This is a genomic window from Muricoccus harenae, from assembly GCF_009848505.1.
Lineage (GTDB): Bacteria > Pseudomonadota > Alphaproteobacteria > Acetobacterales > Acetobacteraceae > Roseomonas > Roseomonas harenae.
Map to the genome: position 1 here is coordinate 74678 of NZ_WWDL01000006.1, position 22995 is coordinate 97672.

Here is a 22995-nt window from a genome sequence, read left to right on the forward strand (position 1 = left end):
TTGATGCGCGCCATCGTCACCGGCGCCGCCGGCTTTCTCGGCGGAAGGCTGGCGGCGATGCTCGCGGCGAATCCGCGGCTGTCGGCGGTGACAAGCCTGGACCGCACCGCCCCGCCCGCCAATGGACCCCTCAGGCCCATCCAGGCGGACATCGCCCGCTTTCCTGAGGTGGCGCCCATGGCGGAGGTGGTCGTCCACGCCGCCGCCATCACCAGCCAGGCGAGTGAGGCCGACCCAGAGGCCGCCTTTGCCATCAATGTCGAAGGCATGCGCGCCGTCCTCCGCTGGGCGCGCGCGCAGCCTTCGCCGCCACGTGTCCTGCTACTCTCCAGCATCGCCGTCTTTGGCCAGGGCGATGCGGTGGCGGTGGAGGACACTCCGCCCAATCCACGCTCCAGCTACGGCACCACCAAACTCATCGCCGAGCGCCTTCTGCTCGACGCTACGCGCCGCGGGGAGGCCGATGGCGTCATCCTGCGCCTGCCGGTATCCATCATCTGCACCGCCCCCCGCACCGCGCCGCCCGGCGCCGGCTTCGTCTCGGATCTGATCGATGCCGCCCTGCGCGGCGGGCCTTTCACCGTGCCGCTGGCCTCTGACCACGCGATCCCGGTGGCCTCGGTGGAGGCTTCGCTCGGCCTCGCCCTGCGCGCGGCGCTGGAGCCGGTGCCGGCACGGGTGCTCCATGTCCCATCCCTGGCGGGATCGGCCGATTCGGTCCGCGCCGCCCTGGCCGGCTGCGGCTTGCCCGCGCCGGACATCACCTGCGCGCCGGATCCTGCGGTGGAGCAACTCGTAGCCGGCTGGCCCGCGCGTCTCGGCACGATCCACCCCGACTTCTCCGCCGGCCTTACCGATCCGGGGTTGGAGCCGATCATTCGCGCCCATGCCGATCGGATTGCCAGGGCCCAGACATGAAGGCGCCGCCGGCTCCTTGCGGAACCGGCGGCGCCCATCGGACCCGGAAAGGGGAAGGAGCGATCAGCGCCCCTTCGTGCGTGCCTTGCGCGCCGCATAGCGGCGATCGCGCTCGAGCTTCGCCTCGATCAGCGCCTGCCTCGCGCGTTCGGCGGCCTCGGCGGCTTCGCGAGCAAGCTCGGCCTGGCGGGCTTCCTCCTCGGCGATCAGCCGCAGGCGCTCAGCCTCCTGGCGGGCCTTCTCCTCCTCCTTGAGGCGGCGGCGCTCGGCCTCGCGAATCTCACGGGCCTCAATGATCCGACGGCGCTCCTCCTGCCGGGCCAGTACGGTCGGATCGTCAGGCGCCGGCCGGGCCTTGAAGCGCTCAAGCAGAGCCTTCTTGGCCTCGTTGGAGTTCTTGCTGCGGTCGTTGAAGTCAGTGCCCTTGAGGGTTCGCATCTTTGCTCTCTGCTGGGGTCCGGTGCCGGTTATGCTCTCCGGGCGGGCCGCGTCGCGGGATGGCCGTCAGGTGGCATCGCGCGCGCGAAAAAGAAAGCCCGGAAAGCAAGGCCTGAAGCCAAAGCCTTCCGGGCGAGTGACATACAGGGAGGCTTCACGTCTGGGAGACGCGGGATCCATGGACCCCGTCCGGATCAATCACCGAACGAAAACGAGATTATGCGCGGACTCGCCAAGGTGGGGGCGCCAATAACGGCGACCGGCCATGCGAGGATCGCATGACGCGGTGCAGCAATCACCCCATGGCCGCCAACTCGGCGACGAGGAAGTCCCGGAAGACCGCCACGCGCTTGGAGTTCCGCATTTCCTCGGGATAGACGAAGTAGGCTTCGATCTTCGGCGTCTTCAGTTCGGTCAGCACCGGAACGAGCTCCGCGAGGTCGTCGCCCATGTAGTCCGGCAGCGCGGCCAGCCCGAGCCCCGAGCGCACGGCCCGAAGCATGGCGGGCAGGGAGTTCACCTCCACCGCCGCACGGCGAGGCGATCCGGGGCGGCGCCCCGCCTCGGCGAGCCAGTTGATGTCGTCCACCGGCGGCCGGTAGTCGCCATAGATGATCAGCCGGTGGGCATCGAGATCCTCCGCCCGCTGCGGAATTCCCGCGGTACGGAGGTATTCGGGCGAACCCACCACCTTCCAGCCGAAGGTCGCGATATGGCGCTGGATCAGGTCCGGCTGGCGGGGCGGGTGCATGCGGATGGCGAGGTCCGCCTCCCGCATCGCTAGGTCCAGCTCGGTGTCGTCCAGCAGAAGCGTGACCGTCACCTCGGGGTGCAGCTTCAGGAAGCGCTCCAACCGCGGCGCCAGCCAGGTGGAGCCGAAGCCGGTGGTGGTCGTCACCTTCAGCCGGCCCGCGGCGCGCTCGCGGCTCTCGGTCAGCAGCGCCTCGGTCATGGCCAGCTTGGCGAAGACCTCGCGCACCGTGCGGTTCAGCGTCTCGCCCTGCTCCGTCAGGATCAGCCCGCGTGCGTGGCGGTGGAAGAGCGGCACCGCCAGGCTCTCCTCCAGCGCCTGGATCTGGCGGGAGACGGCGGATTGGCTGAGATTCAGCGTATCCCCCGCATGGGTGAAGGATCCCGCCTCGGCGACTGCGTGGAAGACCCGCAGCTTGTCCCAATCCAGCGGCATCACGCGTCCACCGCGTCATAGGCAGCCGGGGAGGGGGCGTCGTCCGGGATGTGGGCCAGCCACTTCTCGGCATCGAGCGCCGCCATGCAGCCACTGCCCGCCGCCGTGACGGCCTGGCGGTAGATGCGGTCCTGCACGTCGCCGGCGGCGAAGACCCCCGGTAGGCTGGTGCGGGCCGAACCGGGGTGGGTCACGATGTAGCCGTCCTCATCTGTCTGGAGTTGGCCTCGGAACAGGGCGGTGGCGGGGTCGTGGCCGATGGCGACGAACATGCCGTGCACCGGCAGCTCGTAATGCCCGCCGCCCAACGTATCCCGCAGCTTAAGGGCGCGGAGCGCCGGGAACTTGTCCTCGGTCGCCAGGGCCTCCTCGACCACCGTATTCCAGAGGATGGAAATCTTCGGGTGCTTGAACAGGCGCTCCTGCATGATCCGCTCGGCCCGCAGGCTGTCGCGGCGATGGATCAGCGTGACCTTGCTGGCGAGGCCGGCGAGGTACAGCGCCTCCTCCACCGCCGAATTGCCGCCGCCGATCACCGCCACCTCCTTGCCGCGGAAGAAGAAACCGTCGCAGGTCGCGCAGGCGGAGACGCCGAAGCCGGACAGCTCCTTCTCCCCGGGAATGCCCAGCCAGCGCGCCTGGGCGCCGGTGGCGATCACCAGGGCGGAGGCCTCGTAGGTATCCCCCGAATCGCCCAGGGCACGGATTGGGCGCGCGCCCAGATCCACCTGGGTAACGACGTCCTGAATGATGCGCGTGCCCACATGCTCGGCCTGGGCCCGCATCTGGTCCATCAGCCAGGGGCCCTGTACCGCGGCTGCGAAGCCCGGGTAGTTCTCGACATCGGTGGTGATGGTCAGCTGCCCGCCGGGCTGGAGCCCGGCGACCAGGATCGGCTCCAGCCCCGCGCGGGCCGCATAGATGGCAGCGGTATACCCGGCCGGGCCGGCCCCGAGGATGAGCAGTCTTGTGCGGTGGGTCTCGGCCACGTCCATGTTCCAGATGCAGTGCAGACTCGTGGGGGTACCATATCGGTGCGCGCCCCGCCTTGCACCACCCCACTCCTGCACCTGCTTCTGGCGGGGTCTTGAAGCCCGCCCCCTGGACGGAGGATAGTCTCCCCATCAGAAGCGTCCGGCCCCATTCGGCCCGAGAGAAGACCCGCCCTTGAAAGACCTCGGCCCCGCCGCCCTCGACGCGACTGATCGCGACATCCTGCGCGAATTGCAGGCCGACGGCCGGATGACCAACGTGGCCCTGGCCGCCAAGGTCGGCCTCTCCGCGCCTCCCTGCCTCCGACGCGTCCGGCGACTGGAGGAAACCGGGGTGATCCGCGGCTACCATGCCGATGTCGAGCCTTCCTCCCTCGGCTGGGAGATCACCTTCTTCGCCGTGGTGGGACTCGAGAGCCAGAAGCTGCCGGTGCTGGAGGCCTTCGAGGCTATGGTGCGGGACTGGCCGGAGGTGCGGGAGTGCCACATGATTCGCGGCGGCGGCGACTTCCTACTGCGGCTGGTTGCCCGCAACCCGGCGCATGAGAACGAGCTGACCAACCGCCTGACCGGCGCCCCGACGGTGATGCTGGTCCGGACCCTGCAGACCATCCGCACCTCCAAGGACGAAGCCGGGGTCCCCGTGGAGGGCTGACGCCCTCCACCCTCAGCGAGGCGCCCTCAGCGCCGCCCCCAGATCCCCAGCCCGGCCGCCCGTGCCGCGGCCTCGCGCCGCCGCAGGCCAGGCGAGGCCTCGGGCGCTGCCTGCCCGCCGCCGTTGGAGAGCACCACCTCCGCGAGGTCGCGCCCCGCAACGCTGCAGCGATGCGCCCCGTCGGCCACCGGCTCGCAGGTCACCTCGCGCCCGCCGATGAAGGATTCCATGTCGCGGGCGTATTCGCCGCCCTGGCCAATCACTCCCGCCAGCTGCACCGCGCGGTCGCCAATCCGCAAGGTGGCGGTATCCACGACACGGGCGGGCCCTCTCAGCGGTGCCACCTGGCGCGGGGCCTCGGCGGTGGTGGCGGGGGCCTCCGCCGGCAGCGGGGCCTCGGCGGTCTTCACCCGGTCGGCCTCGTCCACGAAGTCGTGCCAGATCCGCGCCGGCAGCCCGCCGCCGCTTACCCCCTGCATGGGGGAGTTGTCGTCATTTCCAACCCAGACGCCGACCACCGCATCGGCCGTCATGCCAATGAACCAGGCGTCGCGGTTGTCCTGGGTGGTGCCGGTCTTGCCCGCCACCGGCCGGTCCAGCCGGGCAGCCCGCCCCGTGCCGTCCCGCACCACGGCGAGCAGCAGGTCGAGCATGTCTTGCTGCGCTGCCGGGGACATCACCTGTGCCCCGCCCATGGGGCCCTCGGGCCGCGCATAAAGGGTCCGGTCCCGCGCCCGCACGCCGCGCACCACATAGGGCTCCACCGTCCGGTTGCCGGGGATGGAGGCGAAGGCCGTCACCATCTCCAGCAGCGTCGCCTCGCCGCTGCCGAGCGCGATGCTCGGCACGGCCGGCATTTCGGAGCGCAGCCCCATGCGCCGGGCCATCTCGAGCACTCGCTCCCGGCCGACCGATTGGAACAGCTGCACCGCCACCGTATTCACCGAGCCGGAGAAGGCCTGCCGCAGCGTCATCGCGCCGCGGAAGCCGCCCGAGGAATTGCCGGGCGCCCAGTTCCCGATCTGCACGGGCCGGTCCACCACCATGCTGTCCGGCCGCATCCCGGCTTCCAGCGCCGCCGCATAGGTGAAGAGCTTGAACAGCGATCCCGGCTGCCGCCGCGCCTGGGTGATGCGGTTGAACTGGCTAGTCGCGTAGTCGCGCCCGCCCACGGCGGCCAGCACCGCGCCGTCATGCGAAATCGCCAGCAGCGCCGCCTGACCGGCCTTCTGCCGCTCACCCTCGCGGTCCAACCAACGCCCCACGACCTTTTCAGCCAGATCCTGCAAGGCGGGATCGAGGGTGCTGCGCACCGCCAGATCGATCGGGATCGGCCCGACCAGTCGGCGCGCCTCCCCCTCCACCCAATCAGCAATGTAGCCGCGCCCGGGCTGCATCTCCGGCGGGGTGCGCAAGGCAGGGGGCGCGGCGCGGGCCGCCGCCAGTTCCTCTGGCGTGGCGCGCCCCGTCTCCCCGATGACGGAGAGCACCAGATCAGCCCGGCGCCGGGCCCCCTCCAGGTTCCGCGTGGGGGCCAGGGCGGAGGGGGCGCGCACCAGCCCCGCCAGCATTGCCGCCTCGGCCAGGTTCACCGCCGAGGCCGGCTTGCCGAAGTAGCGCCGAGCCGCCGCATCCACCCCGGTGGCGCCCGCGCCGAAATAGGCGGCGTTGAGGTAGCGGGCGAGAATCTCCTCCTTGGACAGCCGCGTCTCCAGCCACAGTGCGAGCATCGCCTCCTGCGTCTTGCGGATGAGGCTCTGCTCCTGGGAGAGGAAGAGAAGCCGCGCGAGCTGCTGGGTGATGGTGCTCGCCCCCTCCCGCCGCTCACCGGTCACGTTGCGCCAACCAGCCCGGGCGATGCCGCGCAGGTCCACGCCATGATGGTCGAAGAACCGCCGGTCCTCGATGGCCACCACCGCGTCGATCAGGGGCTTCGGGATGCTGCCGGGCTCCACCGGATCGCCATGCAGGCTGCCGCGCGTCGCGAAGGCTGCGCCGTCCCGTGACTCCAGGATGAGGGAGGCCGGCGATGCCTCTGGCGCCATGCCGCCGCCAACGGGAATGCGCAGCAGGCACCAGCCAAGGAAGGCCAGTACCGCCAGGGCGACGAGGGAAAGCCCCAGCAGGATCCTCGCCGGCCGAAACAGGGCGCGCAGGAGGCGGAATGGCCGGGAACGGGGAGGCACCGGCGCGCTGGTTGTGGTGGGCGCCATCAAAACACGCCCATCCTGCCGCCCAGTTCGATGCTTTGCTTCACCATGGCCCCCGCCTCAGTTGCCCCGGGGCCGACGCGATCCGACAGCGCGCAGTTCCCGGCGCGGAGCCTCAGCCCCGCCGCACCACGTAGTCGCCCGCCTCGAGCGCCGCGACGATGGCGGCGCCCTGGGCGGCATCCCGCACCTCCACCATCAACTCCAGCTCGGCGGTCTGGACGGAGGGGGCGGCAAAAAGGCGCTGGTGGCTCACCTCGATCACATTGCCGCCTGCGGCGGCCACGCGGGTGGAGATGTCAGCCAGCACGCCGGGCCGATCGGGGATGTCGAGATGCAGGCGCAGGATGCGGCCGTCCCGCAGCAGGTTGCGCAGCAGCACATTGGCCAGGATGCGGGGATCGATATTGCCGCCGCAGACCGTGGTCGCCACGCGCTTGCCGGCGAAGAGGGCGGGATGCGCCAGCACGGCGGCGAGCCCGGCCGCCCCGGCGCCCTCGGAGGTCACCTTGGCATTCTCGGCCAGCACGGCGATGGCCTGCTCCACTGCCGCCTCGGGCACCACCAGCACCTCGATGCCCATGTCGCGCAGCATGGCATAGGGCAGCTCGCCCACGTCGCGCACGGCGATGCCTTCAGCGACCGTGGGGCCGCCGACCAGCACGGGCTTGCCGGCCAGACGCTGCGCCATGGCGGGATAGCCCTCGACCTCCACGCCATAGACCTTCAGCCCCGGGCGGGCCTCGGCAATGGCGACAGCACATCCGGCCAGCAGCCCGCCACCGCCCACGGGCAGGATAACGGCGTCCAGCTCCGGCGCGTCCTCGAGGATCTCCAGCGCCATGGTGCCCTGGCCGGCGATCACGGCGGGGTCGTCATAGGGATGGATGAAGACCAGCCCGTCCCGCAGCGCCAACTCATGCGCATGGGCGGCGGCCTCGGCCAACGTGTCGCCATGCAGCACGACATTCGCGCCCCAGCCCTCGGTCCGGACGACCTTGGTGGCCGGGGTGAAGCGCGGCATGACGATGGTCGCCTTCACGCCCAGCAGCGCGGCATGGCGCGCCACCGCCTGGGCATGATTGCCGGCCGACATGGCGATCACCCCCGCCGCCCGCTCCCGCGCCGAGAGCAGGGCGAGCCGGTTGGCGGCGCCGCGTTCCTTGAAGGCGCCGGTGGCCTGCAGGCTGTCGAGCTTCAGCAGCACCTGAGCGCCGGCGATGCGCGCCACCGCCTGCGGCTCCACCAAGGGCGTGCGCAGCACGGCGCCCCGGATGCGCTCCGCCGCCGCCCGCACATCGGCGAGGGTGATGGGCGCCAGGGCGACGGGCGGGACCGGAACGGCCGCGGAGGGAATCACCCGCGCCAGCGACACAGCCACTGTACCGCTCAGCCGTAGGTGACGGCGGTGATCTCGACCGAGCGGGCGCCGCCCGGGGCCGGAACCTCGACGCTGTCCCCCACCTTACGGCCGATCAGGGCCTTGGCGAGGGGAGAGGAGATGGAGATCGACCCGGTCTTCATGTTCGCCTCATAGGCGCCAATGATCCGGTAGGTCTTCTCCTCCTCCGTCTCCTCGTCGACGATCGTGACGGTGGCACCGAAGCGCACCTGATCGCCGGACAGCCGGGAGACATCGATCACCTCGACCGAGGGAATCACGGATTCCAGGTCGGCAATGCGACCTTCGATGAAGGACTGCTTCTCGCGCGCCGCGTGGTACTCGGCATTCTCCGAGAGGTCGCCATGCTCGCGCGCCTCGGCAATGGCGCGGATCACGGCGGGGCGCTCCTCGGAGCGGAGGATGCGCAGTTCGTCCTCCAGGCGCGCGAGGCCTTCGGCGGTCATCGGGAACTTCTGCACAGGCGGCGATCCCTCAAAACGACTGACAACTCAAGGGCCACCCCACACCCCCGGGATGGGGGCGTGCCAGATGGCTTGAAGATGCCACCGCCGCGCCCTCTGGGAAGAGGGCGCGGCGGGTTGAAAACGCTTGGGGCGGGCGCCGGCCAAGCCGGTCCCGCCCCAATCCGATGCGAGCCGACCCAATCTGGCGAAAGGGAGCCCGCTACGAGAACGAAGGCTGAAAATACGCCTGGAGGGGCGCCACATCAAGGGTTCCCGCCCGAAGCGCCGCAATGGCATGCACGGCCGCCCGGGCGCCGGCCACCGTTGTGTAGTGCGGAACCCCCTGGGTGAGGGCGCTTCGGCGGATGTCGAAGCTGTCGCTGACCGACCGCCCGCCGCCCGTGGTGTTGATCACCAGCTGGATCTCGCCCGACTTGATGGCGTCCACGCAATGCGGCCGCCCTTCCAGCACCTTGTTCACCACCCGGACCGCCAGCCCGGCCTCCCGCAGCCGCACCGCCGTGCCGCGGGTCGCCAGGATGTCGAAGCCCATTTCGGCCAGGCGCCGGGCCAGGGAGACGGCCGCCACCTTGTCGGAATCCTTCACCGAGATGAAGGCGGTGCCGCTCTCCGGCAGCTTCACCCCGGCCCCCATCTGGGACTTGAGGAAGGCCCGCTCGAAGGACAGGTCCAGCCCCATTACCTCGCCGGTGGACTTCATCTCCGGCCCGAGCAGCACGTCCACGCCGGGGAAGCGGTTGAAGGGGAAGACCGCCTCCTTCACCGCGACATGCCGGTTGATGAGGCTGTCATCGAGATGGAATTCCGCCAGCTTCGCCCCGGCCATGACCCGCGCACCAATCTTGGCCACCGGCACGCCGGTCGCCTTGGCCACGAAGGGCACGGTGCGGGAGGCGCGGGGGTTCACCTCGAGGACGAAGATCTCCCCGTCCTTCACGGCATACTGCACGTTCATCAGGCCCCTAACCTTCAGGGCTCGTGCCATCGCCTCGGTCTCAGCCTTCAACTCGGTGATGATGGCCGGGGGCAGGGAGTAAGGGGGCAGCGAGCAGGCGCTGTCACCGGAATGGATGCCGGCTTCCTCGATATGCTCCATCACGCCGGCGACATAGACCTCGCCCGCGGCATCCGCGATGCAGTCCACATCCACCTCGATCGCGTCCTGCAGGTACTGGTCGATGAGGATCGGGTTCTCGCCCGAGACCTTCACCGCCTCCTTGCCGAAGCGCAGGAGCTGCTCGTGGTTGTAGGCGATTTCCATCGCCCGGCCGCCGAGCACATAGGAGGGGCGCACCACCACCGGATAGCCGATCCGCTCGGCTTCCTTCGCCGCCTCCTCAAGGTTGCGGGCGATCCCGTTCTGCGGCTGCTTCAGGCCGAGGCCCTTGAGCATCTGCTGGAAGCGCTCGCGATCCTCGGCGATGTCGATCGCCTCGGCGGAGGTGCCCAGGATGGGAATGCCCGCCTTGTCCAGCGCCTGGGAGAGCTTCAGCGGCGTCTGCCCGCCATACTGCACGATGCAGCCCAGCAGCGTGCCCTTCGACTGCTCCTTGCGGATGAGGGCGACCACGTCCTCCTCCGTCAGCGGCTCGAAATACAGGCGGTCGGAGGTGTCGTAGTCGGTGCTGACCGTCTCCGGGTTGCAGTTGACCATGATGGTCTCGAACCCGGCCTCGCGCAGCGCATAGGCGGCGTGGACGCAGCAATAGTCGAATTCGATACCCTGGCCGATGCGGTTCGGCCCGCCGCCCAGGATTACCACCTTCTGACGGTCGCTCGGGTCGCTCTCGCAGACCGGCGCGCCGAAGCCGCCCTCATAGGTCGAGTACATATAGGGCGTGCCCGAGGCGAACTCGGCGGCGCAGGTGTCGATGCGCTTGTAGACGGGCACCACGCCCAGCCGCGCGCGCCGCGCCTCCACCTCCGGCTCATGCAGGCCGGCGAGCTTCGCCAGGCGCTTGTCGGAGAAGCCCATGGCCTTCAGGCGGCGCATGCCCGTGGCATCGGTGGGCAGGCCGTTCTTGATGACGCCGGCCTCGGCCTGCACGAGCTTCTCCACCTCGCGCAGGAACCAGGGATCGAACTTGCTGGCGGCATGAATGGCATCCACGTCCAGCCCGGCGCGAAAGGCCTGGGCCACCATCAGCACGCGATCGGGCGTGGGCGTCGCGAGGGCCGCGAAATAGGCCTCCGGCGAGCCGTCGCCCGGCACCGCCACGTCATCCAGGCCGGAAAGCCCCGTCTCCAGCCCGCGCAGGCCCTTCTGCAGCGCCTCGTTGAAGGAGCGGCCGATCGCCATCGTCTCGCCGACCGACTTCATGCTGGTGGTCAGCGTGTTCGGCGTGCCCGGGAACTTCTCGAAGGTGAAGCGCGGGATCTTCACGACGACATAGTCGATGGTCGGCTCGAAGGCCGCTGGCGTGGTCTTGGTGATGTCGTTTGCCAGCTCGTCCAGCGTGTAGCCCACCGCCAGCTTCGCCGCGATCTTGGCGATCGGGAAGCCGGTGGCCTTGGAGGCCAGCGCCGAGGACCGCGAGACGCGCGGATTCATCTCGATGACCACCATGCGGCCATCGGCGGGGTTGATGCCGAACTGGACGTTGGAACCGCCGGTATCGACGCCGATCTCGCGCAGGCAGGCGATGCTGGCATCGCGCATACGCTGGTATTCCTTGTCCGTCAGCGTCAGCGCCGGGGCGATGGTGACGGAATCGCCGGTGTGCACGCCCATCGCGTCCAGGTTCTCGATGGAGCAGACGATGATGCAGTTGTCCGCGGAGTCGCGGACCACTTCCATCTCATACTCCTTCCAGCCCAGCACGCTCTCCTCGATCAGCACCTCGGTCGTCATGGAGGCGTCGAGGCCGGAGGCGACGATCTGCTCGAATTCCTCGCGGTTATAAGCAATGCCGCCGCCCGTGCCGCCCAGGGTGAAGGAGGGGCGGATGACGCAGGGCAGCTTCACCTGGTCCAGCCCTTCCCAGGCTTCCTGCATGGTGTGCGCGATATGGCTGCGCGGGCTCTCGATGCCGATCTTGGTCATGGCATCGCGGAACTTCAGCCGATCCTCGGCCTTGTCGATGACATCGGCCTTCGCGCCGATCAGCTCGCAGCCATACTTCGTCAGCACCCCGGCGGCATCGAGCTTCAGTGCCGTGTTCAGCGCGGTCTGCCCGCCCATGGTCGGCAGCAGCGCGTCCGGCCGCTCCTTGGCGATGATCTTCTCGACAATCTCGGGCGTGATCGGCTCGATATAGGTGGCGTCCGCGAGATCCGGATCGGTCATGATCGTGGCGGGGTTGGAGTTCACTAGGACCACCCGGTAGCCCTCGGCGCGCAGCGCCTTGCAGGCCTGGGCGCCGGAATAGTCGAACTCGCTGGCCTGGCCGATGATGATCGGGCCGGCGCCGATGATCATGATGGATTTGATGTCAGTGCGCTTCGGCATGGCTCAGGCCCTCCGGGGCAGCAGGGTGAGAATGATGGTGGCCGCGCCCTGGAGCGCGGAGGAGAAGATCAGGACGGTCAGCGCCGTTCCTCGGAGCCGAAGCTCGGCGAAGGAGAAGGGTAGGGCGACGAGCCCCGCGGAGCCGGCGCAGGCCAGCGGCGTCGCGGGAACCGGCACGAGAAGCGGGATGACCGCGCCATGGGGAATGGCAGCGGCGTTGAAGGCGATACTGTTCATCGCGCACGCCCCAGGAACGGCCACAGCACCAGGAACAGCACGGCATGGACGCCGGCCCAGAGTGCGGCGGCCAGCGCGCGCCCGGTCTCGTGGTCCTCGCCCGAGAAGAACACGACGCCGCCCAGCGCCACGAAGGAGATGGCCACGCCAATCTTCCAGGCCCTGTCGCGCGGCTGTCCAACGCGGCGCAGCGCCCACCAGGCAAGGAGCGACAGCGGCAGTGCCAGGATCAGCAGGCGGATCACGCGCGGGAGTCCGTTGCCAGCTTTGCCGCCAGCAAGGCGAGCGCACCCCCCAACACCCAGCGCTGCACCGCAAGCCAGGCCGGCCGCGTGGCGAGGAAGCGCGCGACGCCGCCCGCACCCAACACCATCAGCGCGTCGAAACCCGTGCAGATCACGATCTGGATCGCGCCCAGCGTCAGTCCCTGGAGGAACAGGCTGCCGCGCTCCGGATCCATGAAGGCCGGCAGCACGGCGACATAGAACAGCGCCACCTTCGGGTTCAGCGCCGCCGTGGCGAAGCCGAGAGAGAAGAGGCGCACGCCGCTTTCCGGCGGAATGGGCCGCGGCGAGAACAGGGCGCTGCCGCCCGGCCGGATGCTCTGCCAGGCGAGCCAGCCCAGATAGGCCGCCCCACCCAGCCGCATCGCATCATAGGCGAAGGGTACCGCCAGCAGCGCCGCCGTGATCCCCGCCGCCGCGCCGAACATGATGACGGCGCTGCCTGCCTGGCACCCCACCAGCGACACCATCCCCGCCCGCGTCCCCTGGGTGAGGGTGCGCGAGACGAGATAGAACAGGTTCGGCCCTGGTGTGAGCGCGAGCCCAATCGACAGCGCCGCAAAGGCAAGGAGGGAAGCGAGCGACGGCACGTTACCCGGCCTTCGCCATCATCCCGGTGAAGCGATGGAACAGGTGGTGGCTGTCGCTCGGGCCCGGCGATGCCTCGGGGTGGTACTGCACCGAGAAAGCGTTCCTTGCCTCGCAGGCGATGCCCTCGTTGGAGCCATCGAACAGGCTCACATGGGTCACCGTCACGCCCTCGGGCAGCGACTTGTCGTCCACCGCGAAGCCATGGTTCTGCGAGGTGATCTCCACCCGCCCGGTGGCGAGGTCCTTCACCGGCTGGTTGGCGCCGCGATGGCCGCGATCGAGCTTGTAGGTCCTGGCGCCGAGCGCCAGGGCCAGGAGCTGGTGGCCGAGGCAGATGCCGAAGACCGGCTTGCCCGCATCCAGCACGCCCCGGATGGCCGGAACCGCATATTCGCCGGTCGCCGCCGGGTCGCCCGGGCCGTTGGAGAGGAACACGCCATCCGGCCCATGCCGCAGGATCTCCTCGGCGGTGGCGGTGGCGGGAACGACAGTCACTGCGCAACCGGCATCGGCCAGGCAGCGCAGGATGTTGCGCTTGGCGCCGTAATCCACGGCGACGACCTTGTACTTGGGCGCCGTCTGCTTCACGAAGCCCTGGCCCCAGGCCCAAAGCGCCTCGTCCCAGTTATAGGATTGTCGGCAGGAGACCTCCTTGGCGAGGTCCATGCCTTCGAGCCCCGGCCAGCCGGCCGCTTCGGCGCGCAGGGCCGGAAGGTCGAACTGGCCGTCCGGCGCGTGGCAGACCACCCCGTTGGGGGCGCCTGCATCACGGATCAGGACCGTCAGGGCGCGGGTGTCCACGCCGGAAATGCCGGGGATGCCATGGCTCTTGAGCCAGTCGTCCAGGTGCCGGGTGGCGCGGTAGTTAGAGGGTTCTGTCAGGTCGGCCTTGACCACCAACCCGCGCGCGGCGGCGGTGGTGGCCTCGATATCCTCGGCATTCGCACCAACATTGCCGATATGCGGGAATGTAAAGGTGATGATCTGCCCGGCATAGGAGGGATCGGTCAGCGTCTCCTGGTAGCCGGTCATGCCCGTGTTGAAGCAGACCTCACCCACCTTCCTGCCCACGGCGCCGAAGCCGCGGCCCCAGATCACCTGCCCGTTGCTCAGCACGAGGCAGGCGGTCGCCCCCTCGGGCACGGTATCGGCATCCGGGGCGGCATTCTGGGCAGGGGACATGTCGGGCTCCGGGGAGGAATGGGTCAGCGGATCGGCATCGGCGCGGGGCAGGTCTTCGAGGGACAGGCCAGTTGCGGTCAGCACCGCCGGCCAGTGCCGGGGCGGGATGGCGCGGGCTTGGCGCCACTTGCGAATGGCTTCGGTGCCCACGCCGCAATGCGCTGCCGCAGCGCTGGCGCCACCCATCAGGGTCAAAATCTGCTCGACGGTCCGCATGTCCGCTATATGTGGGAAATTATTTCCCATTGGAAGAGGGAACCAAATATCCCTCTTGGGAAATTACTTCCCAGGTGCCCGCATGGCCCAGGTGCCCGCATGGCATGGTGCCCCGATCCGCTCTAAACCCCGCCCCCGAATCCATGGAGACCTGTCATGAGCCTGCGCGCTCGCTTCACCGAAGAACTCAAGGCTTCCATGCGCGCCGGCGACGCCGCCCGCACCTCCACCATTCGCATGATCGCGGCCAAGCTGAAGGATGCCGACATCGCCTCCCGTCCCAGCGGTGTGGAGCAGATTCCGGAGGAGGCGATCACCTCCATGCTGCGCGGCATGGTGAAGTCCCGCCGTGAATCCGTGGAGATGTACCGCCAGGGCAAGCGCGAGGAGTTGGCCGCCAAGGAGGAGGCCGAGATCGCCGTGATCGAATCCTTCCTGCCCCAGCAGATGAGTGATGCCGCCATGGAAGCCGCCGTGAAGGAGGCCGTGGCCGAGACCGGGGCCACGTCCATCAAGGAGATGGGCAAGGTCATGGCCGTGCTGAAGGCGAAGCACGCGGCGGTGCTGGACATGGCCAAGGCCGGGCCGATGGTGAAGGCGGCGCTGGGGGGCTGATCCGTCCGGCACTCACCCTAGCCCGGGCCTCCCGCTTCCCAACTGGGCGAGGGCTCCACCCCATGGGCACGGAGCAGCGCCGCGAGCAGTCGGCGGAAGCTGACCTGGTCCGCCTCGCCGAGAACACCGAAGAAGGCCGCGTCATTGGCATCCGCCAGTGCGGTCAGTTGCGGCACCAGCGCAGTGGCGCGCCCTGTCAGCTCCAGGCGCAGGCTGCGGCGGTCACCAGGGGCGGGGCTGCGCCGGAGCAGCCCCTTGGCCTCCAACCGGTCCAGCAACCGGGTCACCGCGCCCGGGTCCGTGTCCATGTGCTGCGCCACCTCGCGCGGCGTGGTGGCGCCCTCCCGAAAGATCGAGACCAGCACCGACCATTGGGCGACGGAAACGTCATGCCCTGCCAGCGCCGCCTCGAACCTGCCATGGACGAGGCCTCGGAGGCGGTCGAGCCAATAGCCGGTATGCGCGTGAAGGCCGCTCGGCAGGCGGAAAGAAGCTTGATCCGTCATCGCATCGTCCATATGATTGCCTAGGCAATAATAGCTCAGGCAACAGACATCTCATGAGGCCGCCACGCTTCAAAGGCCCGGCTGCCTATGTCTCGGACCTGTCGCGCTCCCGCGCCTTCTATGAGGAGGGGCTAGGCCTCTCGGTCAGCCGCGTGATGCGGCGGAACGAGGCGGATATCGCTATCGCCTACAAGGAAGGGATCTCGATCTGGCTCGTCTCGGACGCCTACTGGTCGATCTCCGGCGAGGCGGCGGCACCGCCGGCCAGGCTCAGCCACGACAATTGGGAGAACACCTTCGAGACGCCCGACTTTGCGGCGATCCATGTCCGCCTCCTCGCCGCCGGCGCCCGCTTCGCGCATCCACTGCGTGAATTGCCGTGGGGACAGCGTGGCTTCCGCGTACGCGACCCGGACGGGCACATCATCGACATCTCCGAAACCCATGGTGCCCTGATCCGCCGCCTCGCCGCGGGCGGCATGACCGTGGCGGCGATCGAGGCGCAACTCGGGATGGAAGCCGCGCAGATCGAGGCCTGCCTCGCCGACCAGGACTGACGCGAGGGCGCGGAAGCTCTCCGCGACACGGCTCGGGCGCGCTACACTGGCGCGTCCATGGCCCTCCCGCCCAACTTCCTCGACGAGCTGCGTGCCCGCACACCCCTGCCGCCGCTGATCGGCCGGAAGGTGAAGCTCACGCGCAACGGGCGCCAGTGGAAGGGCTGCTGCCCCTTCCATAACGAGAAGACCCCCTCCTTCTACGTCTATGACGACCACTACCACTGCTTCGGTTGTGGCCAGCATGGCGATGCCATCGGCTTCACCATGCAGACCGAGGGGTTGCCCTTCCGCGAGGCCGTGGAGCGCCTGGCGGGCGAGGCCGGACTGGAGGTGCCGAAGGAGAGCCCCCGCCAGGTCGCGCGGGAGGCCCGGGCCCGGGACCTGCACGACGTGCTCCAGGCCGCCGCCGAGGCGATGCAGCGCCGCCTGCAATCCCCTGAGGGCCGGCAGGCGCTGGACTACCTGAAGAACCGCGGCCTGACCGACGAGACGATCGCCCGCTTCGGCCTCGGCTGGTCCGGTGCCGGCCGCGGGGCGCTGGCCGCCGAGCTGAATCCTCTGGGTATCGAGCCCCGCCAGCTGGCCGAAGCCGGGTTGGTGAAGCCGGCCGAGGGGCGGGAAGGCTTCAACGACTTCTTCTACAACCGGGTCATGTTCCCGATCCGGGACCGGCGCGGCCGCATCGTCTCCTTCGGCGGCCGCATCCTAGGCGACGGCCAGCCGAAATACCTGAACGGCCCGGAAACCGACGTCTTCTCCAAGCGCCGCACCCTCTATGGCCTGGACATGGCGCGGGAGGCGGTGTTCCGCGGCAAGTCCCGGCTGATCGTGGCCGAGGGCTATATGGACGTCATCGCCCTGCACCAGGCGGGGTTCGACGGCGCGGTGGCCCCGCTCGGCACCGCCCTGACGCCGGAGCAGATGGAGGAGATCTGGCGCGTGACGCCAGAGCCAGTCCTTTGCCTGGATGGCGATGCCGCCGGCCTCCGCGCCGCCGCCCGCACGGCCGAGATGGTGCTGCCCCTGGTCGGCACCGAACGGAGCCTGCATTTCGCCACCCTTCCTACCGGCCAGGACCCGGACGACCTGATCGGCAAAAAGGGCCCGACCGCCTTTCAGGCCGTGCTGGGCGCGGCGAAGCCCCTGTCCGTCGCCCTGTATGACCTGATGGCGGATGGCCGCCCCCTTGGCACGCCCGAGGGGCGCGCGGCCTTCCGCAACGATCTGGCCGCCGCCGCCGGCCGCATCCCGGACAAGTCTCTCGCCGCCGAATACCGCAGCGCCCTGCTGAACCGCTTCTTTGAGACCACGCGCCCGCCGCGCCCTCAGCGCCAGGCCGGAGGTGGCTTCGGACCCCGCAACGGCAATCGTCCAGGCTTCAAGCCCCCGCCGCGCCTGCCCCCTCGCGCTCCGCCGGAGGCCGGGAATACCCGGCTGGAACAGGCGCGCTGCCTCCTGGCCATCATGCTCGCCCATCCCTGGCTGCTGAATGAGGTGGAGGAGGCCTTTGCCCTGCTGGAACTTCCCCATGGCCACCCCTCCGCCCTGCAGGCGGCGCTGCTCGCCTGGCATGCCGATCAGGTCCTCACGGAAGTGTCAGAAGGCGAAACGGCCTTGCTTGATTCGGCCGAACTCATGACCCACCTGCACTCGACCGGTCTGGACGAGGCCCGGGATTGGGTCATGCGCGCGACCGGCCTCCCGCGGGAAGCCAGTTCCGATGCCCAGCCCGGCGAGACCCTCGACGGCTGGTGGCATTTCTTCGGCTTCTTGCGGGGCGAGGGCGCGCTGGTCGAGGACCTGGTGGCAGCGGGACGCGATCTGGTGGCGGCGAACGACGCCGGCGCCCAGGCGCGCGTGATCCGGCTTAGCCAGGCCCTTTCCGCGTTGCGCCGCGGCGAGACGGGGCTGGAAGACGGCGCCGAAGGTGCCAACCCATAGGGTAGAGGCTTCATTGACTTTCGGCGGCGGTCGCGGACCCTTGGTCCCGCGGGCCTCCAAGGTCCATCCGTGGCGGGAGAAGAGCATGGCGGCGAAGGTGGCGAACGGCACGGAGACGGCGGAACACCGCGACGACGCGGTGGAGGGGGCGCTGCTCGACAGCCTGCTGGCCTCCGTCAAGAAGATGCTCGCGAAGGGCAAGGAGCGTGGCTACATCACCTATGATGAGCTGAACGCCGCCCTTCCCCAGGAACAGGTGTCCTCCGAACAGATCGAGGACACCATGGCCCTTCTCTCCGAGATGGGCATCAACCTCGTCGAGGCCGAGGAAAGCGCCGACGAGGACGCCGAGAAGAAGGCCCCCGCTAAGGGCGAGGCCGATGCCGAGGAAGGTGCCGAGAAGGCCGAGGACGAGGAAGGCGGCGGCAATGTCGACGAGGAGAGCCTCGGCCGCACCGATGATCCCGTCCGCATGTATCTCCGCGAGATGGGCAGCGTGGAGCTGCTCTCGCGTGAGGGCGAGATCGCGATCGCCAAGCGCATCGAGGCTGGCCGCGACATGATGATCGGCGGGCTCTGCGAGAGCCCGCTCACCTTCCGCGCCATCATCGGCTGGCACGAGGCCGTCCGCGAGGGCAAGCTCCTCCTGCGCGATGTCATCGACCTGGAAGCCACCAACAACGCCGACATGCCCGACGGCCCGCCGCCGGAGGCCGAGGAGTTCGAGGAAGGCGAGGAGGGCGAGGGCGTCGGCCTGTCCCTCTCCGCGCTTGAGGAGAAGCTGAAGCCTGAGGCCCTGGCCGCCTTCGAGGCGATCGAGGCTGGCTATGCCAGGCTCGAGAAGATGTCGAACAAGCGCATGGAGGCCTACACCTCCGGCGGCGAGTTGGCCGGCAAGTCCGAGAAGTCCTACGAAAAGCAGCGCCTGGAGATCGTGGCGCTGGTGCAGAAGGTTCATCTGCACAACAACCGGATCGAGGAGCTGGTCGACCAGATCAAGGGCCTCTACCGGCGCCTGGTGGGCCTCGAGGGGCAGGTGCTGCGCCTGGCCGAGGCGCATAAGGTCAAGCGCGCCGATTTCCTGGAGCAGTGGCAGGGCGCCGAGATGGACCCCGCCTGGTTCGATCGCATCAGCAAGCTGAAGGGCAAGGGCTGGCAGGCCTTCGTGGCGAACAGCCGCGAGGATGCCGAGAATATCCGCGCCGAGATCGGCAAGGTCGCGGCCCTGACCGGCCTGCCCGTTGGCGAGTACAAGCGCGTCTATGCCACCGTGTCCCGCGGCGAGCGGGACATGACTCAGGCGAAGAAAGAAATGATCGAGGCAAATCTCCGCCTCGTGATCTCCATTGCCAAGAAATACACGAATCGCGGCCTGCAGTTCCTGGACCTGATCCAGGAGGGCAATATTGGCCTGATGAAGGCGGTGGATAAGTTCGAGTACCGCCGTGGCTACAAGTTCAGCACCTATGCCACCTGGTGGATCCGCCAGGCGATCACACGGTCCATCGCGGACCAGGCCCGCACGATCCGTATCCCCGTGCACATGATCGAGACGATCAACAAGCTCGTCCGCACCTCGCGGCAGATGCTGCACGAGATCGGCCGCGAGCCGCAGCCGGAGGAGCTCGCGGAAAAGCTCGGCATGCCGCTGGAGAAGGTCCGCAAGGTCCTGAAGATCGCCAAGGAGCCGATCTCCCTCGAGACGCCGATCGGTGACGAGGAGGACAGCCATCTGGGCGACTTCATCGAGGACAAGGCGGCCATCATCCCGCTGGATGCCGCCATCCAGTCCAATCTGCGCGAGGCAACCACCCGCGTCCTGTCCTCCCTCACGCCGCGCGAGGAGCGCGTGCTGCGCATGCGCTTCGGCATCGGCATGAACACGGACCACACGCTGGAAGAGGTCGGGCAGCAGTTCAACGTGACCCGCGAGCGCATCCGCCAGATCGAGGCGAAGGCGCTACGCAAGCTCAAGCACCCGACGCGCAGCCGCAAGCTGCGGTCCTTCCTCGACAACTAGCGCGCAGCCTCCTGGGGATGCCGACAACGCCGGTGCAGGTCGAGGTTACCTTCCTTCGCATGGACGATCCGCCGGCCGATCCGCCGGCGGCGTTGCCGCCCGGCGCCACCGTGGTGCCGGTGCCCCGCTGTACCGTCAGCTTCTACCGCTATCTCTATGACACGGTGGGCCGCGACTATTGCTGGTGGCTGCGCCGAACCCTGCCGGACGACCGGATCGCCCTGATCCTGGAGGACCCGGCGGTCTCCATCCACGTGCTGTACCTGGATGGCGAGCCGGCCGGCTTCCATGAGCTGGAGCGCCGCTGGGACGGAACCACCAACCTCTCCTATTTCGGGCTGATGCCTCATACGGTGGGGAAGGGCATGGGCCGCGCCTTCCTGCGCCACGCCATCGACACGGCGTGGAACGACCGCTGTTCACTGCTGACGGTGAATACCTGCACGGCGGACCACCCCCGCGCCCTGCCCAACTACATGGCGGCTGGCTTCAGGGTGGTGCGGCGGGTGCGCGAGGAATGGCCGGTGCCGGATAATCTGGGGCTGAAGCTGCCGGCGGGCGCCTGAAGGCGCCTCAGCGGTAGCGGCCGTGCCGCTGCAGCACCTCGATCCGGTAGCCGTCCGGATCCTGCACGAAGAAGAAGCGGGCCAGCAGCGCGCCATCCCGCCGCATATCCTTGATCGGCAGGGGCGAGAGTCCCTCCCGCGTGAAGCGGGCGTGCTCGGCGTCCAAGTCACCCACGGCCACCGCCAGATGACCGTAGCCATCGCCGAGGGCATAGGGCTCGGCGCGGTCGTGGTTGATTGTCAGCTCAACCTCAAAATCCGCCTCCGCATTGCGGAGATAGACGAGGGTGAAGCCATCGAAGGGAAAGCGGTTCGCAACCGAAAGCCCGAAGGCGCGGCCGTAGAAATCGACCGACCGCGCCTCGTCCAGCACGCGGATCATGCTGTGGATAGCCTTGGCCATGGGGCCTCCCCTCCGCCGGCGTCGCCTATTTGGCGGCCGCGGCGATACCCTGGGTGATCAGTTCGGCCGCCTGCTCCTTCGTGCCCCAGCCCGTCACCTTCACCCACTTGCCGGGCTCCAGGTCCTTGTAGCGGGCGAAGAAGTGCTCGATCGACAGGCGGGTGATCGCCGGCAGGTCGTCGCAGGACTGGATGTCGGAGAAGAAGGGGTGGATCTTGTCGTGGGGCACGCAGACGAGCTTCTCGTCCTGCCCCGCCTCGTCCTCCATCAGCAGCACGCCGATCGGGCGGCAGCGGATCACGCAGCCGGGCACCACAGGGGCGGGGGTGAGCACCAGCGCGTCCGTCGGATCGCCATCGTCGGCGATGGTGCCGGGGATGAAGCCATAGGCAGCCGGATAAGCCATTGGCGTGAAGAGGAAGCGGTCAACCACCACCGCTCCGCTCTCCTTGTCCAACTCATACTTCACCTGGCTGCCCTGGGGGATCTCGACCACGACATTGATGTCGTAGGGTGGAGCCTTGCCGGTCGGGATCAGGGTCGGGGTCATGCGGCGGCGGTCCTGAATCTCAATTGAGGTCGGCGCGGAATGCGACGAAGGGTTGCAAGCGCCTCTAGCAGCGCCGGCCGCCCCCCGCAAATCACCCGCTTGCGGCCCGTGCCGCGCCCCCTCAGCATGGACGCAAACAATCCCGAAGCGAGGCAACCCGCCTGTGACCGCTCCCCGTTTCCGCCGCCGCGCGCTGTTGGCCGCGCCGCTTGCCGCATCGGCCCTTCTCAGCCCGCGCGCCATCCTGGCCCAGCCGGCACCCGGCGCCGCCCCGGGAACGGTCCAGGGAGCAACCCAGGGCGGAACGGCGCCCGCCGCCCCGGCCCCACGGCCCTTGATCGTGCGCAAGCAGATCTTCGAGGCCGGCTCCTACCAGACCCGGACGGGCGGTACCGTCCCCAATGCGCGGATCGGCTACCAAACGGCAGGCACGCTCAACGAGGCCGGCGACAATGCCGTGCTGATCACCCATTTCTTCTCGGGCAACAGCCACGCCTTCGGCCGGTTCGCGGCCGATGGGCCCCCTGGCTACTGGGACAACATCATCGGGCCGGGCAAGGCGATCGATACCGACCGCTACTTTGTCGTGTCCTCCGATACGCTGGTGAACCTCAACCTCAACGACGCCTTCACCACCAGCACCGGTCCGGCCACCCTCGATCCATCCACCGGCCGACCCTTCGGCATGACCTATCCGGTCGTCTCGATGCGCGACTTCGTCGAGGTGCAGAAGCGCCTGCTCGACAGCCTTGGCGTGAAGCGGCTGGCCCTGGTGGCCGGCCCATCCGGCGGCGCGCTCCAGGCTATCGAATGGGCCTGCGCCTATCCGGAGATGGTGGAGCGGGTGATGCCCGCCGTCGGCACCGGCGAGTTCGATGCCTTCCTCCTCGGCTGGATGGAAATATGGGAGGCGCCGATCCGCATGGATCCCAACTGGCGCAACGGCGATTATTACGGCCAGGGCCGGGAGCCGCCGCTGCGCGGGCTGGCCGAGGCGCTGAAGATCGTCACCCTCCAGTCGCGGGACCGCGGCGCCTTCGCCCAGTTCAAGCGCCGCCCCGTGGACGGCCAGGACCCCGCCCGCCGCATCAGCGATTCCTTTGCGGTGGAACGCTTCCTGGACGAGGCCGCCACTGCCCGCGCCCGCAGTTCGGACGCCAATGCCTTCCTCTATCTCACCCGCGCCAACCAGCTGTTCCTGAACGAATATCCGGATACCGCGACAGCGCTGTCCCGCAGCCAGGCGCGCTGGTTGGTGGTGCCCGCGCCCGGCGACCGGGTCTTCCCCATTGTCTATAACCAGGATCTCGCCGAGGCCCTCCGCAAAGCCGGCCGCCCAGTGGCGGTGGCGGAGCTGGAAGGCGGCCTCGGCCATCTGGAAGGGGTGGCCAGCATGACGAAGGCGGAGGCGGCGATCCGCGACTTCATGGCGCGGTGAGCCCGTGCCGCCTTCGGGCGGATTCCCGCGCCTAGGTGATTTCGCCCGGGCGCGATCCGCTCTAGAGAGCCCAGGGACGGGCCGGTAGCTCAACGGTTAGAGCTGGCCGCTCATAACGGCTTGGTTGCGGGTTCGATTCCTGCCCGGCCCATCCCCGCCGCCATGACGAT

General features: G+C 68.9%; 22 protein-coding genes and 1 tRNA gene. 9 read left to right on the top strand and 14 right to left on the bottom strand.

From position 1 onward, the window contains the following. Positions 1–3: 3 nt before the first annotated feature. Entirely contained in the window at positions 4–918 is a 915-nt protein-coding gene (locus GSE44_RS06695; RefSeq protein WP_159348028.1) for an NAD-dependent epimerase/dehydratase family protein, read from the top strand. A 63-nt stretch (positions 919–981) separates the two neighbouring features. Here GSE44_RS06695 and GSE44_RS06700 read toward each other — a convergent pair whose 3' ends face one another. From GSE44_RS06700 to trxB, 3 genes are all read right to left on the bottom strand, one after another. After that, on the bottom strand, positions 982–1356 hold the full coding sequence (locus GSE44_RS06700) for a DUF6481 family protein (protein ID WP_159348029.1): 375 nt from the start codon (positions 1354–1356) through the stop codon (positions 982–984). Between the two features lie 295 nt (positions 1357–1651). Further along, positions 1652–2542 carry a LysR family transcriptional regulator gene (locus GSE44_RS06705; protein WP_201305957.1) on the bottom strand — a complete coding sequence of 297 codons (891 nt, stop codon included), beginning with the start codon at positions 2540–2542 and terminating at the stop codon, positions 1652–1654. Further along, positions 2542–3531, bottom strand: a complete 990-nt coding sequence (trxB, locus tag GSE44_RS06710; RefSeq protein ID WP_235924595.1) for a thioredoxin-disulfide reductase — start codon at positions 3529–3531, stop codon at positions 2542–2544. Before trxB ends, GSE44_RS06705 begins: the two co-directional genes overlap by 1 nt. A 178-nt stretch (positions 3532–3709) precedes the next feature. Here trxB and GSE44_RS06715 point away from each other — a divergent pair, with 178 nt between their 5' ends. Continuing rightward, on the top strand, positions 3710–4189 hold the full coding sequence (locus tag GSE44_RS06715) for an Lrp/AsnC family transcriptional regulator (protein WP_235924596.1): 480 nt from the start codon (positions 3710–3712) through the stop codon (positions 4187–4189). 26 nt (positions 4190–4215) lie between these two features. On the opposite strand, the gene GSE44_RS06720 is transcribed toward GSE44_RS06715, so the two are convergent. The 8 genes from GSE44_RS06720 to carA form a co-directional block, all read right to left on the bottom strand. Further along, positions 4216–6402: a transglycosylase domain-containing protein gene (locus GSE44_RS06720; RefSeq protein ID WP_159348031.1), complete on the bottom strand. Its 2187-nt coding sequence runs from the start codon at positions 6400–6402 to the stop codon at positions 4216–4218. Positions 6403–6514: 112 nt separating this feature from the next. After that, positions 6515–7720 (bottom strand): threonine ammonia-lyase, encoded by a 1206-nt coding sequence (locus GSE44_RS06725; protein ID WP_201305962.1) that lies wholly within the window; start codon positions 7718–7720, stop codon positions 6515–6517. A gap of 68 nt (positions 7721–7788) precedes the next feature. Then, positions 7789–8262, bottom strand: a complete 474-nt coding sequence (greA, locus tag GSE44_RS06730; RefSeq protein WP_159348032.1) for a transcription elongation factor GreA — start codon at positions 8260–8262, stop codon at positions 7789–7791. 205 nt (positions 8263–8467) lie between these two features. After that, positions 8468–11716: a carbamoyl-phosphate synthase large subunit gene (gene carB, locus GSE44_RS06735; protein WP_159348033.1), complete on the bottom strand. Its 3249-nt coding sequence runs from the start codon at positions 11714–11716 to the stop codon at positions 8468–8470. 3 nt (positions 11717–11719) lie between these two features. After that, positions 11720–11953, bottom strand: a complete 234-nt coding sequence (locus tag GSE44_RS06740) for a hypothetical protein (protein WP_159348034.1) — start codon at positions 11951–11953, stop codon at positions 11720–11722. After that, positions 11950–12198: a hypothetical protein gene (locus GSE44_RS06745; protein WP_159348035.1), complete on the bottom strand. Its 249-nt coding sequence runs from the start codon at positions 12196–12198 to the stop codon at positions 11950–11952. Before GSE44_RS06745 ends, GSE44_RS06740 begins: the two co-directional genes overlap by 4 nt. After that, on the bottom strand, positions 12195–12827 hold the full coding sequence (locus tag GSE44_RS06750; protein ID WP_159348036.1) for a LysE family translocator: 633 nt from the start codon (positions 12825–12827) through the stop codon (positions 12195–12197). Before GSE44_RS06750 ends, GSE44_RS06745 begins: the two co-directional genes overlap by 4 nt. A 1-nt stretch (position 12828) precedes the next feature. Continuing rightward, a complete protein-coding gene (gene carA / locus GSE44_RS06755; RefSeq protein ID WP_159348037.1) occupies positions 12829–14226 on the bottom strand; it encodes a glutamine-hydrolyzing carbamoyl-phosphate synthase small subunit in 1398 nt (465 codons plus the stop codon). A gap of 156 nt (positions 14227–14382) precedes the next feature. Here carA and GSE44_RS06760 point away from each other — a divergent pair, with 156 nt between their 5' ends. Beyond that, positions 14383–14841, top strand: a complete 459-nt coding sequence (locus GSE44_RS06760; RefSeq protein WP_159348038.1) for a GatB/YqeY domain-containing protein — start codon at positions 14383–14385, stop codon at positions 14839–14841. 17 nt (positions 14842–14858) lie between these two features. On the opposite strand, the gene GSE44_RS06765 is transcribed toward GSE44_RS06760, so the two are convergent. Then, a complete protein-coding gene (locus tag GSE44_RS06765) occupies positions 14859–15347 on the bottom strand; it encodes a MarR family winged helix-turn-helix transcriptional regulator (RefSeq protein WP_159348039.1) in 489 nt (162 codons plus the stop codon). 53 nt (positions 15348–15400) lie between these two features. Between GSE44_RS06765 and GSE44_RS06770 the strand changes: the two genes are divergently transcribed. The 4 genes from GSE44_RS06770 (at position 15401) to GSE44_RS06785 (ending at position 20434) form a co-directional block, all read left to right on the top strand. Continuing rightward, positions 15401–15904 carry a VOC family protein gene (locus tag GSE44_RS06770; protein ID WP_159348040.1) on the top strand — a complete coding sequence of 168 codons (504 nt, stop codon included), beginning with the start codon at positions 15401–15403 and terminating at the stop codon, positions 15902–15904. 57 nt (positions 15905–15961) lie between these two features. Then, positions 15962–17848, top strand: coding sequence for a DNA primase (gene dnaG, locus GSE44_RS06775; RefSeq protein WP_159348041.1), 1887 nt, complete (start codon positions 15962–15964; stop codon positions 17846–17848). An 85-nt stretch (positions 17849–17933) separates the two neighbouring features. Then, positions 17934–19868: an RNA polymerase sigma factor RpoD gene (rpoD, locus tag GSE44_RS06780; RefSeq protein ID WP_159348042.1), complete on the top strand. Its 1935-nt coding sequence runs from the start codon at positions 17934–17936 to the stop codon at positions 19866–19868. A gap of 17 nt (positions 19869–19885) precedes the next feature. Next, the gene (locus GSE44_RS06785; protein ID WP_159348043.1) at positions 19886–20434 is read left to right on the top strand and encodes a GNAT family N-acetyltransferase; all 549 of its coding nucleotides are present in this window, start codon (positions 19886–19888) and stop codon (positions 20432–20434) included. Between the two features lie 7 nt (positions 20435–20441). Here GSE44_RS06785 and GSE44_RS06790 read toward each other — a convergent pair whose 3' ends face one another. Both GSE44_RS06790 and ppa read right to left on the bottom strand, forming a co-directional pair. Further along, a complete protein-coding gene (locus GSE44_RS06790; protein ID WP_159348044.1) occupies positions 20442–20837 on the bottom strand; it encodes a VOC family protein in 396 nt (131 codons plus the stop codon). Positions 20838–20862: 25 nt separating this feature from the next. Next, on the bottom strand, positions 20863–21387 hold the full coding sequence (ppa, locus tag GSE44_RS06795) for an inorganic diphosphatase (RefSeq protein ID WP_159348045.1): 525 nt from the start codon (positions 21385–21387) through the stop codon (positions 20863–20865). 163 nt (positions 21388–21550) lie between these two features. Here ppa and GSE44_RS06800 point away from each other — a divergent pair, with 163 nt between their 5' ends. Next, entirely contained in the window at positions 21551–22825 is a 1275-nt protein-coding gene (locus GSE44_RS06800) for an E22 family MetX-like putative esterase (protein WP_235924597.1), read from the top strand. A gap of 78 nt (positions 22826–22903) precedes the next feature. Then, a tRNA-Ile gene (locus tag GSE44_RS06805) sits at positions 22904–22976 on the top strand. The last annotated feature ends 19 nt before the right edge of the window (positions 22977–22995 follow it).

What these genes read in the sequence shown, in the direction of transcription:
- GSE44_RS06695 (WP_159348028.1), top strand. Translation starts at nt 4, where the DNA reads ATGCGCGCCATCGTCACCGGCGCCGCCGGCTTTCTCGGCGGAAGGCTG.
- GSE44_RS06700 (WP_159348029.1), bottom strand. Translation starts at nt 1,356, where the DNA reads ATGCGAACCCTCAAGGGCACTGACTTCAACGACCGCAGCAAGAACTCC.
- GSE44_RS06705 (WP_201305957.1), bottom strand. Translation starts at nt 2,542, where the DNA reads ATGCCGCTGGATTGGGACAAGCTGCGGGTCTTCCACGCAGTCGCCGAG.
- GSE44_RS06720 (WP_159348031.1), bottom strand. Translation starts at nt 6,402, where the DNA reads ATGGCGCCCACCACAACCAGCGCGCCGGTGCCTCCCCGTTCCCGGCCA.
- carB (WP_159348033.1), bottom strand. Translation starts at nt 11,716, where the DNA reads ATGCCGAAGCGCACTGACATCAAATCCATCATGATCATCGGCGCCGGC.
- GSE44_RS06740 (WP_159348034.1), bottom strand. Translation starts at nt 11,953, where the DNA reads ATGAACAGTATCGCCTTCAACGCCGCTGCCATTCCCCATGGCGCGGTC.
- carA (WP_159348037.1), bottom strand. Translation starts at nt 14,226, where the DNA reads ATGCGGACCGTCGAGCAGATTTTGACCCTGATGGGTGGCGCCAGCGCT.
- GSE44_RS06760 (WP_159348038.1), top strand. Translation starts at nt 14,383, where the DNA reads ATGAGCCTGCGCGCTCGCTTCACCGAAGAACTCAAGGCTTCCATGCGC.
- GSE44_RS06765 (WP_159348039.1), bottom strand. Translation starts at nt 15,347, where the DNA reads ATGACGGATCAAGCTTCTTTCCGCCTGCCGAGCGGCCTTCACGCGCAT.
- GSE44_RS06770 (WP_159348040.1), top strand. Translation starts at nt 15,401, where the DNA reads ATGAGGCCGCCACGCTTCAAAGGCCCGGCTGCCTATGTCTCGGACCTG.
- dnaG (WP_159348041.1), top strand. Translation starts at nt 15,962, where the DNA reads ATGGCCCTCCCGCCCAACTTCCTCGACGAGCTGCGTGCCCGCACACCC.
- rpoD (WP_159348042.1), top strand. Translation starts at nt 17,934, where the DNA reads ATGGCGGCGAAGGTGGCGAACGGCACGGAGACGGCGGAACACCGCGAC.
- GSE44_RS06785 (WP_159348043.1), top strand. Translation starts at nt 19,886, where the DNA reads ATGCCGACAACGCCGGTGCAGGTCGAGGTTACCTTCCTTCGCATGGAC.
- GSE44_RS06790 (WP_159348044.1), bottom strand. Translation starts at nt 20,837, where the DNA reads ATGGCCAAGGCTATCCACAGCATGATCCGCGTGCTGGACGAGGCGCGG.
- ppa (WP_159348045.1), bottom strand. Translation starts at nt 21,387, where the DNA reads ATGACCCCGACCCTGATCCCGACCGGCAAGGCTCCACCCTACGACATC.